This is a genomic window from Larkinella bovis (assembly GCF_042655385.1).
GTDB classification, from domain to species: Bacteria; Bacteroidota; Bacteroidia; order Cytophagales; family Spirosomataceae; genus Larkinella; species Larkinella bovis.
The window spans coordinates 1,622,493-1,636,565 of record NZ_JBHSMA010000001.1 but is presented as its reverse complement, the minus strand read 5'-3'; the positions used below and the strand labels follow the sequence as shown (position 1 = coordinate 1,636,565).

11 protein-coding genes are annotated in these 14,073 nt (G+C 53.9%); 8 read left to right on the top strand and 3 right to left on the bottom strand.

The window, feature by feature from the left end; translation table 11 throughout:
* The first annotated feature begins 152 nt into the window (after positions 1–152).
* Positions 153–1,145, top strand: a complete 993-nt coding sequence (locus ACFPMF_RS06780; protein WP_379842481.1) for a ComEA family DNA-binding protein — start codon at positions 153–155, stop codon at positions 1,143–1,145.
* A gap of 18 nt (positions 1,146–1,163) precedes the next feature.
* Here ACFPMF_RS06780 and ACFPMF_RS06775 read toward each other — a convergent pair whose 3' ends face one another.
* A complete protein-coding gene (locus ACFPMF_RS06775; RefSeq protein ID WP_379842479.1) occupies positions 1,164–1,961 on the bottom strand; it encodes an LOG family protein in 798 nt (265 codons plus the stop codon).
* A gap of 328 nt (positions 1,962–2,289) precedes the next feature.
* On the opposite strand from ACFPMF_RS06775, the gene rpiB reads away from it, so the two are divergent.
* Entirely contained in the window at positions 2,290–2,724 is a 435-nt protein-coding gene (gene rpiB, locus ACFPMF_RS06770; protein WP_379842476.1) for a ribose 5-phosphate isomerase B, read from the top strand.
* On the opposite strand, the gene ACFPMF_RS06765 is transcribed toward rpiB, so the two are convergent.
* Positions 2,714–4,141 carry a DUF6427 family protein gene (locus tag ACFPMF_RS06765; RefSeq protein ID WP_379842474.1) on the bottom strand — a complete coding sequence of 476 codons (1,428 nt, stop codon included), beginning with the start codon at positions 4,139–4,141 and terminating at the stop codon, positions 2,714–2,716. The genes rpiB and ACFPMF_RS06765 overlap by 11 nt on opposite strands.
* A gap of 176 nt (positions 4,142–4,317) precedes the next feature.
* On the opposite strand from ACFPMF_RS06765, the gene rbfA reads away from it, so the two are divergent.
* The 4 genes from rbfA to ACFPMF_RS06745 all read left to right on the top strand — a co-directional run bounded on the left by rbfA (position 4,318) and on the right by ACFPMF_RS06745 (position 9,672).
* A complete protein-coding gene (rbfA, locus tag ACFPMF_RS06760) occupies positions 4,318–4,695 on the top strand; it encodes a 30S ribosome-binding factor RbfA (RefSeq protein ID WP_379842471.1) in 378 nt (125 codons plus the stop codon).
* Between the two features lie 15 nt (positions 4,696–4,710).
* Entirely contained in the window at positions 4,711–5,940 is a 1,230-nt protein-coding gene (locus tag ACFPMF_RS06755) for an ABC transporter permease (protein WP_379842469.1), read from the top strand.
* Positions 5,941–6,002: 62 nt separating this feature from the next.
* Positions 6,003–8,561, top strand: a complete 2,559-nt coding sequence (locus ACFPMF_RS06750; protein WP_379842467.1) for a M1 family aminopeptidase — start codon at positions 6,003–6,005, stop codon at positions 8,559–8,561.
* A 34-nt stretch (positions 8,562–8,595) separates the two neighbouring features.
* A complete protein-coding gene (locus ACFPMF_RS06745; protein WP_379842464.1) occupies positions 8,596–9,672 on the top strand; it encodes a 3-keto-disaccharide hydrolase in 1,077 nt (358 codons plus the stop codon).
* Positions 9,673–9,740: 68 nt separating this feature from the next.
* On the opposite strand, the gene ACFPMF_RS06740 is transcribed toward ACFPMF_RS06745, so the two are convergent.
* Entirely contained in the window at positions 9,741–9,944 is a 204-nt protein-coding gene (locus tag ACFPMF_RS06740) for a hypothetical protein (RefSeq protein WP_379842461.1), read from the bottom strand.
* 135 nt (positions 9,945–10,079) lie between these two features.
* Between ACFPMF_RS06740 and polA the strand changes: the two genes are divergently transcribed.
* Entirely contained in the window at positions 10,080–13,034 is a 2,955-nt protein-coding gene (gene polA, locus ACFPMF_RS06735; RefSeq protein WP_379842459.1) for a DNA polymerase I, read from the top strand.
* A 116-nt stretch (positions 13,035–13,150) separates the two neighbouring features.
* The gene (locus tag ACFPMF_RS06730; protein WP_379842456.1) at positions 13,151–14,017 is read left to right on the top strand and encodes a universal stress protein; all 867 of its coding nucleotides are present in this window, start codon (positions 13,151–13,153) and stop codon (positions 14,015–14,017) included.
* Positions 14,018–14,073: the final 56 nt, after the last annotated feature.

The following is a 14,073-nucleotide window of genomic DNA, read 5'->3' as shown; positions in this document are numbered from 1 at the left end:
TGGTTCCGGCTGCTAAATTTAGAAGGTTTCCCGGGGAAATTGCAAATCCAGTGGTAGCACCGGTTACTTTCGACCGTCTTCCCCGTCTAACCGACAGGTTCCGGGAGCTCTGCCGGCACACGGGCCGGGAAATTTGAGTGTCGGTTCTGCCTATGAAAAAGGTCATTGCCCTATTTCGCGATTATTTTGGCGTGTCGCAGCGGGAAGCCCGGGGAATGCTTGCCTTGCTGGTCTTAAGCGGTTTTCTGGTGCTGTTGCCCATGCTTTTCCGGTTTTGGGTGCCGGATTCCATTCCGGATACGGCCCCGTCCGATCAACGCCAGCTCGACAGCCTGGTAGCGCTGCTGGAAGCCGGAAAAACCGGGCGTGATGCACCGGAATACGCGGTAGGTCGGGACGAACCAGTAGGGGAAACCCGAAAAATAGAGCGGTTTTCCTTCAACCCGAACACAATTGATGCCGAAAGCTGGCAGCGGCTGGGCGTCCCCCGCTGGCTGGCCGAACGGATTATTCGCTACCGAACCAAAGGCGGCCGGTTTCGGCAAAAAGCCGATTTGCTGAAAATCTACGATTTCTCCCCGGATTTGTACGCTGAACTGGAACCTTATATACGGGTGGATGGGCAAGGAGTGGCCGACCGGCCAACGATTGGGGCGGCAGCACGGTTTTCAACCTCCGAAGCCACGCGGGAAAAACCGCCGGGTGCTGAAGCGGAGCCTTTGGGCCGGGTGCGGTTTTCCAGGCCGGTTTTGCAACCGTTTGACATTAATACGGCCGATACGACCGAACTGAAAAAGCTGCGGGGCATTGGGTCCAAACTCGCCAGCCGGGTGCTGAAATTTCGGGAGGCTCTGGGCGGTTTTGTTTCCCCGGATCAGTACGCGGAGATTTTTGGCCTCGATTCGCTGGCCCTGGCCGAGCTGACCCGGTACGGCCGGGTGGAGACACCGGCCAAAAAAATAGCGGTCAATACCGCTACGGTGGAGGAACTGGACCGCCATGTTTATTTGTCGAGACGCCAGGCCGAAGTGATTGTCAATTACCGCAACCAGCACGGCCCGTATCCGTCGCCGGATGCGCTGCGTACGATCCGGGTTCTGGACGCCCGAACCATTGAAAAACTGACGCCTTACCTGGTGTTTTGACCGAAAACCGGGGCAGTGTTAGAAGTTCGGTTTCAGGAGATACTTCAGGTAAAAATCGTCGATTGCCTTCACGGCGTCGTCGGGGGTATCGACCAGCGAAATCAGTTTCATGTCGCCGGGACTGATGTTATTTTCCTGACCGAGCATAACGTTTTCGATCCAGTCGACCAGACCCTGCCAGAACGATTTGCCGACCAGCACGATGGGAAACCGGGCGATTTTCTTCGTCTGGATCAGCGTCAGCGATTCGAATAGTTCATCCAGGGTACCAAAACCGCCCGGCAGCGCAATGAATCCCTGCGCGTATTTGACGAACATGACTTTCCGCACGAAGAAGAAATCGAAATTGATGTTTTTGTCGGGGTCGATATAAATGTTGCTTTCCTGCTCGAACGGGAGGTGAATGTTGAGTCCGACGGATTTGCCGCCCTGCTCAAAAGCCCCTTTGTTTCCGGCTTCCATAATGCCGGGGCCACCGCCGGTAATCACACCGTAACCGTGTTTAACCAGTTTAGCCGCAATTTCTTCGGCCATCTGGTAATACGGATGGTCGGGCTTGGTACGGGCTGAGCCAAAAATCGACACGCAGGGCCCAATTTTCGCCAGCTTGTCGAACCCTTCGACAAACTCGGCCATCACCTTAAAAATAACCCAGGAGTCGGCAATTTTTATCTCATTCCAGTTCCGGTCCTGAAACGCTTCTTTGATGCGTTGCTCGTCCGGTGTCAGGAGTAATTCGTCACGTTTGGGAAGGTCTTTCTGAATTTGTGAAACATTCTGGGTTTCAGATCGCTGTACTGTTTTTTCTGCGTCCATGGAACTGACTGATTGACGAAGGAACCAGGGGAAAAGCCTTAAAAAGGGGTAGGAAACCGGTTGTTTCCGCCCAGCTTTATGAATCGTTATCTCCCTTTTTCCTCGCGAATGGCGGGTATTTTATGACCAAAAAAGATTGACTAAACGGTTCTCGTCGGGCCTGTTGGTGAAATTTCCCGCACGATTTGCGTTGATGCTGCCTGATTGATTGCTTACTTTGTCCCGAATTTTGACGGACTCATGTTCACGATCGGGACAGCCTCAGCGCAGAACCGGAACATAATAACGTAAAATAGACGTTTTAGTTTCAATAGTTAAAAAAAAACGCATGAAACCCTCAATTGCCGTTGGTGCCGACCATGCCGGTTTTGCTTATAAGCAGGAAATTGTAGCCTGGCTGGAAAAAGAAGGCTATCCAACGAAAGACTTCGGGACCTATTCGGAGGTTTCCGCTGATTATCCCGATTTTGCCCACCCCGTGGCCAGTGCCGTTGAGTCCGGCCAGTTTACCTGGGGAATTCTGGTGTGTGGCAGTGGCAACGGGGTGGCCATTACGGCCAACAAACACCAGGGCATTCGGGCGGCTCTCTGCTGGAAACCGGAACTGGCTGAACTGGCCCGGCAGCACAACAACGCCAACATCCTCTGTTTGCCCGAACGCTATATAGCCGCCGAAGAAGCCCTGGCGTGCGTGAAAAAATTCCTGAATACGGAATTTGAAGGCGGGCGTCACCAAACCCGGGTCGGGAAGATCAGTTGCTGATGATGTCGGCTTTCCGGCGGTATACACCATCGAGGGCGGTTTTTTCGTAGGAAGCCGCCAGACCCGGTGCCCGCTGGAAAAGCTTTTTGATCACGCTTTCTTTGTCGATGATGTAGTTGGGGGGATCTTTGCGGAAATGATCATAAACACTGATCACACTTTCGTAACTATCCAGATTCCGGAGATCGTACTTGGCTAAATCCCAGTTGAGGTAAGGGGTAGCCGCCTGGTTGTTCCGGTAGGCACTGAGATCTTCCCCGATGACCAGAATTTTTTGTTGCCGAATGTGCTGGTCGATGGGGGAGGTTTTGACCTGCAACGAACTCAACCGCCCGACTTCCAGATTGGGAACCAGTGCCAGCGTGCCCTGGTATAAAATAAGCAGGGTGAAGACAAACACACCCAGGAAAATCAACTCGGCCATCCATTCCCGGCGGATGCCCTGAAAATAGTAGGAGGCAAAAAAAGCGAGCGCCGGAATAAAGCTGATAAAGAGCATCGGCGCCAGAAAGGGCATCAGGGCCACGGAAACCATAGCGGTCAGGGCCCAGATCATCATGATTTGCTGGCAGCGCTGCTGAAAGTTAACATACCGGGTAGTTTGCCGGAAGAGGCTCAGCAGGCCCAGCGTTCCCATCGCAAACGGCAGAAACATCGACGCCAGCAAGGTCTGAAAGTCGGTCAGGTCGTACTGCCGGACCCGGAAAACCGACGCCAGCAGGTTGCGGTTAAAATCGTCCAGACTGTCGGCGAGGTAGTAATACAAAACCGTCAGCAGAATCGGGAAGGCAAAGCCGAAGATCAGCAGCGAATGTTGCCGGAAACTGGCTCCCGTATAGAGTAGCAGCGCCATCAACGCCCACAGAATAAAGAGGGCCGACGGCAGGTAAAACAAGGCCGCCAGACTGATGTAAAATCCGATTTCAAAGACTTCATCCGTCGCCCCGCGCCGGTCCATCTGTTTAACCAGCGTCCCGAAAGCCAGCAGCAGAAACGAGGTCGACAGCAAAACCGGCGATAGCGTACCGCAATCGAACGACATATTCAGAAAAAGGGCGTAAATCAGGCCGGGAATCCAGTTGCGGTCCGGGTAGATGTCGCGGACGTTCATCACCCAGTTGAAATAAAATACCTGCAAAGCCGCCACCGCCGTGCCGGCTGCGTGGTAGACCAGTTGCGAACGACCGAACGCCAGATCGATCAGCCAGTAAACCAGGGCGGAAAGCGGACTGATGCTGTCCCAGATGTCGCGGTAGAGCAGGTTACCGTTGCGCATCTGCTCACCCACCAGCATCCAGTTTAATTCCGGAATCAGCAGGGGAGGGGCCGACAGCAGAAACGGAATGCGAATCAGTACCAGCAGCGCCAGCAGACTGATAACCTGCAGCGTGGAATTCACCCGAAAAAAACTTAACAAGGGGTCAGTTGGTTTACCGTGTAGTCAATACAAAGGAACAACGAAATTAACGCTTTCGGTGTAAGAAGTCGAATAAAAGGCGGATATTTGCAGAAGTAGACAATGAATAATGAATGCTGAAAAGAACGATCTGTCCCAACGTTTATTCATTGTGCAGTATTCATTACATTAAAAATATGGAATCGAAACGACAGCAGAAAGTAGCACGGCTGGTGCAGAAAGACCTGAGTGAAATCTTTCAGCGCGACAGTCGACACCTGTTCAACGGCGCTTTTATTACCGTGACGAACGTGCGGGTGTCGCCGGATCTGAGCATTGCCCGCGTGTACCTGAGCTTTCTGGCCACTCCCAATAAGGAATTGCTGCTGGAATTGATCAAGGAAAAGGGGAAGGCCATCCGGCAACAACTGGCCGATCGCGTTCGGCATCAGCTTCGGATTATCCCGGAATTGCATTATTACCTCGACGATACGGCCGAATACGCGGCCAAGATGGACGCCCTTTTCGCTAATCTCGAGATTCCGCCCGCGCCGGAAGAAGACGATGAAGACTAATGTTGCTTCCCTGCTATGAATCTTCCGCTCTGGATCGCCCGTCGGTATTTCTTCTCGAAACGCAAACGTAGTTTCATTAACCTGATTTCCATTGTGTCGATGCTCGGTGTGGGCGTGGGAACGATGGCGCTGGTGGTAGTACTGTCGGTTTTCAATGGGATGGAGGAACTGAACCGGATTATTTTCAAGACGTTTGAAGCGGATTTGACCATTGCCCCGGCGCAGGGAAAACGGTTGACGGTTTCGCCCGCCCTGCTGCAGACCATCCGGAAAACCGGCGACGTACATCTCATTACGCAGGTTATCGAAGACAACGCCCTGGCGCGTTACCGCGATGGGCAGACGGTGGTGAAGGTAAAGGGAATCGATAATTCGTACCTGCAACGGCGGCAGTTGGATACGGCGCTGGTGGAGGGCAAGCTGCGTTTGCAGGAAGACGGCGTTAACTACGCCCTGGTGGCCGAAGGGGTTCGGAACGCCCTGCTGATTTCGCCCGAAGACCAGTTGACGCCCCTCGAACTCTGGTATCCGCAAAACCGGAAATCCTACACGGCGTTGTCGCCGGATGCATTCAACCTGGCCGAGTTTGCGGTATCCGGCGTGTTTTTCATCGAGGATAATTTCAATGATTACGTCCTGGCACCGCTTACGGTTGTCCGGGAATTGGTTGGCTATCAGCAGAATCAGTTATCTTCGTTGGAGTTACAGGTCAAACCGGAGGTTGATATTGCGGTTTTGAAAAAGTCGCTGCAACAACAGTTGGGTGCCACCGTTTTAATCAAAGACCGGGACGATCTGAACCCGGATCTGTTCCGGGCGATTCGGATTGAGAAGCTGTTTGTGACCGTCACGCTGGCGTTTCTGGTGTTGGTGGCCTCGGTCAACATCTTTTTCTCACTATCGATGCTGGCCATTGAAAAGAAGGACGACGTCGCGATTCTGTACGCCATGGGCGCGTCCCCCGCGCTGGTTCGGCGGATTTTTCTCTTCGAAGGGGCCATCGTGGCCTTCATCGGGGCAATTGTTGGGCTTGTGCTCGGGATTGCGCTCTGTTTGTTGCAGGAGCGGTTTGGGTTTGTATCCATGGGAATTGAAAGCTCCCTGATCGACGCTTATCCCGTGAAACTGGAAACCAACGACCTGCTTCTCACAACGCTCATCGTCATTGTCGTCACCATTCTGGTCTCCTGGTTTCCGGCCCAGAAAGCCGCGGCAGTCTCGAAAGCGGTGGATAGTGTGCAGTAAATGAACCCATACGGACTAAAAAACGAATTGCATCGTTTTGAAAAGGCTTAGTGAATAACAGTATGTTTAAATTTATCCGAAATAGCGTTATACTCCTTTTCCTTTTTATCGGTAGCGACCGGACATGGGCCCAGACAACCCGTGGGGGCGATGCCGACCGGAAAAATGGCCCGACGACCTCACAAGGAGCGTATAACCCGAGCCGAACGCTGCACCACGACCTGATTCACACCCGACTCGATCTGAACTTCGACTGGGTGCGGCAGTGGGTTCATGGCGTGGCCCGGCTGCGGTTTAAACCGCATTTTTATCCCCAGAACACGCTGGAGGTCGACGCCAAGGGATTTGAGATTAAAGGAGTTTATCTGCTTGATACGCTTCAAACCGGTGAAACGGTTTTTGATACCCTGAATTATACCTACAACGACCGGCAGAAGATTCACGTCCTGCTGCCCCGCACGTATACCCGCGCCGACACCTTCGACATCCAGATTGTGTACATCGCCAAACCGAACGAACGACCGTTGGGCGGCAGCGTTGCTATTACGGAAGACAAAGGACTCTATTTCATCAACCACGACGGTGCCGAACCCAACAAACCGCGCCAGATCTGGACGCAGGGCGAAACTGAAGCCAATTCGTGCTGGTTTCCGACGATCGATTCGCCGAACCAGAAAATGACGCAGGAAATTTACCTGACCGTCGAAAACAAATACCGGACCCTTTCCAACGGACGCCTGATGTCATCGACCCTCAATCAGGATAATTCACGAACGGATTACTGGCGGCAGAGCCTTCCCCACGCGCCGTACCTGGCGATGGTAGCGGTCGGAGATTTTGCGTACGTGAAAGATTCCCTGCCCGCTACCAACGAGCGGGGGGGGCTGGAAATCAGCTACTTTGTCGAGCCGGCTTATGAGTCGTCGGCCCGGGCCATTTTTGGCCGGACGCCCGAAATGGTCGAATTTTTCGAGAAGAAATTCGGCGTGCCGTATGTCTGGGAAAAGTACAGCCAGATCGCCGTGCGCGATTTTGTGACCGGGGCCATGGAAAACACCTCGGCTACGGTGCACGGGGAAACCGTCCAGATGGATGGCCGGCAACTGGTTGATGGCAACTCCGACGATGTGATTTCGCACGAACTGGCGCACCACTGGTTTGGCAACCTGGTCACCGCCGAGTCCTGGGCCAATTTGCCGCTGAACGAAGCGTTTGCGACCTATGCCGAATACCTCTGGCGCGAACACAAGGAAGGAGTTTACTCGGCCGACATGCACGGTCTGGACGACCTCAACCAGTACCTTGCCGAATCGGAAACCAAGCAGGAGCCGCTGATCCGGTACCAGTATACCGACCGCGAACAGATGTTCGACAGCCATTCGTACGCCAAGGGAGGGCGGGTGTTGCACCTGCTCCGCCGGATCGTGGGCGACGAGGCCTTTTTTGAATCGCTGACGGTTTATCTGAAACGCCACCGGTTTAAAACCGCCGAGTTGAGCGATCTGCGCGAAGCGTTCGAAGAGGTGACCGGGCAGGACCTGAACTGGTTTTTCAATCAGTGGTTTTTAAAACCGGGACACGCGGTCATCAAGGTAGAGAAGGAATACAAGCCGGGTTCGGTGCAGTTGACGGTTTTGCAACAGCAGGACTCAACCCGGACGCCGATTTACCGGCTGCCGGTCAGGGTCGATCTGTGGGTGAAAGGCCAGAAGAAAACCCACGAAGTCGTTATTGACAAGGCCAAACAGACACTGACCTTCCCGGTGGATCAGCGCCCCGATCTGGTCCTGTTCGATGCCGACCACCGGATTGTGGGAACGGTGGAGCAGGAAAAGAACAAACCGGAGCTGGTTTTTCAGTTTTATCATGCCGATAACTACCGGGATAAATATGAATCGATTACCCGGCTCGAGGACAAAAGCAATCTGATCGATTCGACGGTTCGGCACATGATGATGGACGCCATGAACGACAAGTTCTGGAAAATCCGGCAGGTGGCCATCGGGAATTTTGCGGAATACGATGGCTACGAATTTGCGGAGGTGGAGCGGATCGTGCAGAGCAAAGCCCGGAATGATGCCAAGTCACTGGTGCGGCAGGAGGGAATCAATACGCTGGCGTCGTACGCGGATAATGTCAATGATCCGTTGTTTCGGGAAGCCCTGAACGATACGTCCTATGCCGTGGTATCGTCGGCGCTGGATGCGTATCTGTTGTCAAAACCGGGGGATGCCAGCGAGATTGCGGCCCGTTTCGAGAATGTGCCAAACGGCGATATTGTAACGGCGGTGGCTAATTTCTACGCCAGTTCAACCGATACGAGTCGGTATAGCTGGTTCATCCACAAAATGGGCACCATGAAGTCGCAGGACCTCTACAACTTCCTGCAGGTGTTCGGGAAGTACCTGATCCGCTCGGGCTCCGATACGCAGCGGCAGGCAGTTCCGATGCTGGAAGTGATGGCACGCACCAGTCCGGCCTATTTCGTGCGGTTTGGAGCCTACCAGGTTCTCGGGTTGCTGCAGGATATTGAAGGTGTTAAGTCCATGCGGAAAGACATTCGGCTGAGCGAACGGGATCCGAAGCTGAAAGAAATGTACGAACAGTTTAAAGATTTTTAATTTCCTTTTTACCCAACAAACCCCACAATACCCTATGAAGAAATACTTCTTTTCTGCCATTTTAAGTGCCCTCGCCAGCCTTTCGGTGGTGTTTGCCGCCGGTCCGATTGATGGAAAGTGGGTCGGAAAAATCGCCGATGACTACGCCCTGACGCTCGACCTGAAAACCGATGGTGAAACGCTGACCGGTACCATCGGCAATACCGCCGGAGCCATTCCCATCAAGGAAGGAAAAGCGAACGGGGCCAGTTTTTCGTTCAAAACCGAACACGAGGGAAATATTCTGCCCGTGAAAGGAACCGTTGAGGGCGATAAAATGTACCTGTCGGTCGATTACAACGGCAACGAGATTACCGGAACGCTGACGCGGCAGGGCGGTTCGGCCAGCGCGGCCACGGCGCAACGTCCGCGGATGAAACCGGAAGAAACCGAAGTGTGGGACCCGGTTCCGACCGTTGTGACGCCGGGGAAAACCACCGCCGAGGCTCCCTCCGATGCCATTGTGCTGTTTGACGGCAAGAACCTCGATCAGTGGGTGTCGGTCAAAGACAAATCGCCCGCGCAGTGGAAGGTTGAAAAAGGCGTTCTGACGGTGAACAAGGCCGTTGGAAACATCGAAACCAAGCGGTCGTTTAAAAACTACCAGTTGCATATCGAATGGAAAATTCCGGAAAAAATCACGCTGACGGGCCAAAGCCGGGGCAATAGCGGGATTTTCCTGGCATCGACCGGGCCGGGTGATGCGGGCTACGAGTTGCAGGTGCTGGATTCTTACCAGAATAAAACCTATTCGAACGGACAGGCGGGCAGTATCTACAAGCAGGCGGTTCCGCTGGCCAACGCCAGCAAAAAACCGGGTGAGTGGCAGGTATACGACGTCATCTGGACGGCCCCGACCTTCGGCACCGACGGTTCGGTGCAGTCGCCGGCCCGCGTTACGGTCATTCACAACGGCGTGGTGATCCAGAACAACTACGAACTGAAAGGCGAAACCGTCTATATCGGTCATCCGCAATACAAGAAATACGAGTCGGCGCCGATCAAGCTGCAGGCGCACGGCGACCCCAGCGAACCGATCAGTTTCCGCAACATCTGGGTGCGGGAATTGTAAGGAACCGGATTCCCTTCGGACTCCTCAAATTCTCACCAAACGGGCCGCGAAAGTGGCCCGTTTGGTTTTTATCGGCGCAAGTTGCGCCAAGTCAATTCGCTGGCGATCGGCGATCCGCCGGGACCATCGGATTGTCTGCCAGCAATTGTTCGTCGCTTCCTGCCGTCCATTCCGGGGCAGGCTCCATTGGTGAAGCCGGTTTTTGATGAGCGTTCACCTTTGTTTTTATTGGCAATTTGAACCTGAAAACCGGGTTTTTCAGGGAATGCCATCGGCCAGATTTTGGCCCGAAGACCGGAATCTATACTGCTTCCACGGCGTTATAATTTTGATACGGAGACGATATTTCGTTATTTGCGCGGGCCGTTTTCTGCCCGTTGCGCAGACTGTTTTCCGGCTACTTTCCAATGATTAAACCAGAAAAGAAACTGTTTTTGCTGGATGCGCTGGCGTTAATTTACCGCGCCCACTTCGCCTTTAGCAAAGCGCCCCGCATTACTTCCCGGGGCCTGAATACCAGCTGTGTTTTCGGCTTTACGAACGCACTGCTGGAAATTCTTCAGAAAGAAAAACCGACCCATATCGGCGTCGCGTTCGATAGCAGTAAAAAGACCTTCCGGCACGAAACTTTTGTCGACTACAAGGCCAACCGCCAGGCCATGCCCGAAGACATCAGCATCGCCATTCCGTACGTAAAGAAGCTGGTGGAAGCCATGAACATTCCCATTCTGATTCTGGATGGGTATGAAGCCGACGACATTATCGGAACGATTGCCAAACGGGCTGCCAAAGCCGGTTTTGAGGTGTTCATGATGACGCCGGATAAAGATTACGGGCAGTTGGTGGAGGAGCATATTTATGTGTACCGGCCCGCCTTCATGGGAAAACCGGCCGAAAAACTGGGCGTCAGGGAAGTGTTGGATCGCTGGCAAATTCAGGATATTAGCCAGGTGACCGACATGCTCGGGCTGATGGGCGACTCCGTGGATAACATTCCGGGCATCCCCGGCGTGGGCGAAAAAACCGCCCAGAAGCTGGTTGCCGAGTTTGGAACGGTTGAAAACCTGATCGCCAACGCCGATAAGCTCAAGGGTAAACTGAAGGAAAACGTCGTGCAGTTCGCCCAGCAGGGAATACTGTCGAAACAACTGGCAACGATTCACCTGGACGTTCCGCTCGATTTTGACGAACAGGCCCTGTTGCACGTTGAACCCAATAAACCGCAACTGTCGTCCCTGCTCGAAGAACTTGAATTCCGACAATTGCGCAAACGCCTGCTGGGGGAGGACGATGCGGAGTCTAATCCGTTTCCGGCTACCCCAAAACCGGCTGCGAAAGGGCAGATGGGCTTATTCGACGAAGCGGTTTTGGCCCCGGCCGCTCAACCGGGTACACCGTCGGGTACGGAGGATTTACCGTTCGCGGGAACAAAAAATGATGCCATTTCAGCCTTTGAAAAAGGCAGCAGGCCGGCGGTTTTGCCCAATACGGCGGATATGCAGGCCGACTGGACGGAAACCGCAGCCGATGAGCGGCCACACAGCCCGCGTCGCACCATCCATTCGGTGCCGCACGATTACCGGCTGGTCGATACACCGGCGCTGCGGGAAAGCCTGGTGTATTACCTCAATCAGCAGGAAATGATCTGTTTTGACTCCGAAACGACTTCCACCGATCCGGTCGAAGCGGATCTGGTGGGGCTCTCGTTTGCCTACCGGAAGGGCGAAGCCTTTTACGTTCCGGTACCGGCTGATCGCGGGCAGGCCCAGGCCATTGTGGAGGAGTTTCGGCCGGTTTTTGAAAATCCGTCGATTGTAAAAGTCGGGCAGAATCTCAAGTACGACATGCTGATGCTGAAAAAATACGGCGTGGAAGTGCAGGGCAAGCTGTTCGATACCATGGTGGCACACTACCTCATCGAACCCGAGCAGCGGCATAACATGGACATCATGGCCATGACCCACCTGAATTACGAGCCGGTTTCCATCGAAACGCTGATTGGCAAAAAGGGCCCGAAACAGTTGTCGATGCGCGATGTGGAGATCCGGAAAGTGGTGGAATACGCCGGCGAAGATGCCGATATTACGCTGCAACTGAAAGACGTTTTCGCGCCGATGCTGGAAAAAAACCAGCTCAACAAACTGTTCGATGAGGTCGAAATGCCGCTCGTTCGGGTGCTGGGCGACATGGAATTGGAAGGGGTCAAAGTGGACCTGAAAGCGCTGAACGAACTTTCGGCTACGCTGGAAACGGATATGCGGCAGGTGCAGAGCGAAATTTTCGAGCTGGCAGGTGGGCCGTTTAACATCGGTTCGCCGAAGCAGTTGGGCGAGGTGCTGTTTGATAAACTGAAACTCGACAACAAAGCCAAAAAGACCAAAACCGGGCAATACGCGACGGGCGAAGAAGTGCTGACGGAGCTGGAAGCGGAGCACGAAATTGCCCGTAAAATTCTGGATTACCGGGAATTGCTTAAGCTGAAAAACACCTACGTTGATGCCCTGCCGTTATTGATCAGTCCGCGCGACGGCCGGATTCATACCTCGTTCAACCAGGCGGTGGCCGCGACCGGGCGCCTGAGTTCGACGAACCCGAACCTGCAGAATATCCCGATACGAACCCCCCGTGGTCGTGAAATCCGGAAAGCGTTTGTGCCCCATAGTGACGATTTTCTGATCATGTCGGCCGATTATTCGCAGATCGAACTGCGGATTATGGCAGCCTTCAGCGGGGATCAAACCATGCTGGACGCGTTCAATAACGGGATCGATATTCACACCCAAACGGCCAGTAAAGTGTTCAAAGTGCCGCTGGAAGCGGTGGATTCGGATATGCGCCGGAAAGCCAAAATGGTCAATTTCGGGATTATTTACGGCATTTCAGCCTTCGGCTTGTCGCGCCGGCTGCGCATTCCTCGGAAGGAAGCGGCCGAAATCATTCAGGAGTATTTTGCCGGTTTTCCGGCGATCAAGCACTACATGGACGGGGCGATTGCCAAAGCGCGCGAATGCGAATACGCCGAAACCATTCTGGGCCGACGCCGGTACCTGCGCGACATCAATTCCCGGAACATGACCGACCGGAGTTTTGCGGAACGGAACGCCATCAACGCCCCCATTCAGGGTTCGGCCGCCGATATGATCAAGATTGCCATGATCAAAATCGACGAGTTTATTCGCGAAAACCGCCTGAAATCGCGGATGATCCTGACGGTGCATGACGAATTGGTGTTCGACGCGCACAAGGATGAACTGGAGATTCTGAAGGAAAACGTGGCCGAACTGATGCGCAATGCCATTCCGCTGGCCGTCAGGATGGAAACCGGGATCGGCTTCGGCCAGAACTGGCTGGATGCGCACTGAGCCGGTTTGCGGTTTTGGGTTCGTGACGGAAACCGGGCTACGAAAAGAATTAACATGGTTTCTGGTGACGGAAACCTTTCTTTTTTGTTAGTATAGCAACACTAATCCCTCGAACGATGAAAAATATCCTTATCCCCACTGATTTTACCGGTACTTCTGACCTGGCCCTTGCCTGGGCGAAATTTCTGGCGAAACAATACATGGCTGACGGGGCTGAAACCACCCTGATACTGGCGCACATTACCCAGCCTTATATTCCGGATACCACCCTGCCGACGGGCGAAGTTGGGGCGGGTATTCTGGCGGCCCAGGAACTGGAAGATGTCGGCGAACTGAATTTGCAGGAACTGGCCCAGCAACTGCAACGCGAAGGGTTCAGCACCCGGATTGAAAGCCGGTTTGGATCGATCGATAGCGAAATTGTGGAAGTCGCCGATGAAGTGAACCCGGACCTGATTGTGATGGGCCGGAGCCATATCGATTCGTTTTTTGACTGGCTGGCGGGGAGTTCTGCGGCCGATGTGGCCATGACGGCTCACTGCCCGGTTTTGGTTGTTCCGACGCTGGAACACGGCCAGAGCCACCCGGTTCGGCTGTCCAGTATTGCCTATGCTACGCAACTGGAATTCGACGAAAATCACATTCTACGGCCCGTGGTTCAACTGGCCCGGACGTTTAACTCGCAGCTGCGACTGGTCAAAATCAACGCCCTGAACCAGCCGAACGTGCGTGATGACCAGCAGTATCTGGCGCAGATAGTGTCGGAGTTCGGGCAGAGCCGGTTCGTGGAAGATAACCTCGAGGCTGATAATGTGACGGATGGCCTGAAAAAATACATCCATACGTATCAGATCGACTTGCTGGTGATGGCCACCCGCGAACGGGATTTTCTGAGTAAGCTCCTGAATCCCAGCCTGACGAAACGCATGGTGTTAAGTGCCGACGTGCCGGTGCTGGTATACCATGCGGAAGAAAATTACTAACAGACCCGGATTCGGACGACCGCGAGTCCGTTGTATTTTGCGGGAAGTATGCACAG

Coding starts and splice junctions, on each gene's coding strand:
- ACFPMF_RS06745 (WP_379842464.1), top strand. CDS start 8,596: ATGAAGAAATACTTCTTTTCTGCCATTTTAAGTGCCCTCGCCAGCCTT.
- rbfA (WP_379842471.1), top strand. CDS start 4,318: ATGGAATCGAAACGACAGCAGAAAGTAGCACGGCTGGTGCAGAAAGAC.
- ACFPMF_RS06780 (WP_379842481.1), top strand. CDS start 153: ATGAAAAAGGTCATTGCCCTATTTCGCGATTATTTTGGCGTGTCGCAG.
- ACFPMF_RS06740 (WP_379842461.1), bottom strand. CDS start 9,944: ATGGCATTCCCTGAAAAACCCGGTTTTCAGGTTCAAATTGCCAATAAA.
- rpiB (WP_379842476.1), top strand. CDS start 2,290: ATGAAACCCTCAATTGCCGTTGGTGCCGACCATGCCGGTTTTGCTTAT.
- ACFPMF_RS06730 (WP_379842456.1), top strand. CDS start 13,151: ATGAAAAATATCCTTATCCCCACTGATTTTACCGGTACTTCTGACCTG.
- polA (WP_379842459.1), top strand. CDS start 10,080: ATGATTAAACCAGAAAAGAAACTGTTTTTGCTGGATGCGCTGGCGTTA.
- ACFPMF_RS06755 (WP_379842469.1), top strand. CDS start 4,711: ATGAATCTTCCGCTCTGGATCGCCCGTCGGTATTTCTTCTCGAAACGC.
- ACFPMF_RS06775 (WP_379842479.1), bottom strand. CDS start 1,961: ATGGACGCAGAAAAAACAGTACAGCGATCTGAAACCCAGAATGTTTCA.
- ACFPMF_RS06750 (WP_379842467.1), top strand. CDS start 6,003: ATGTTTAAATTTATCCGAAATAGCGTTATACTCCTTTTCCTTTTTATC.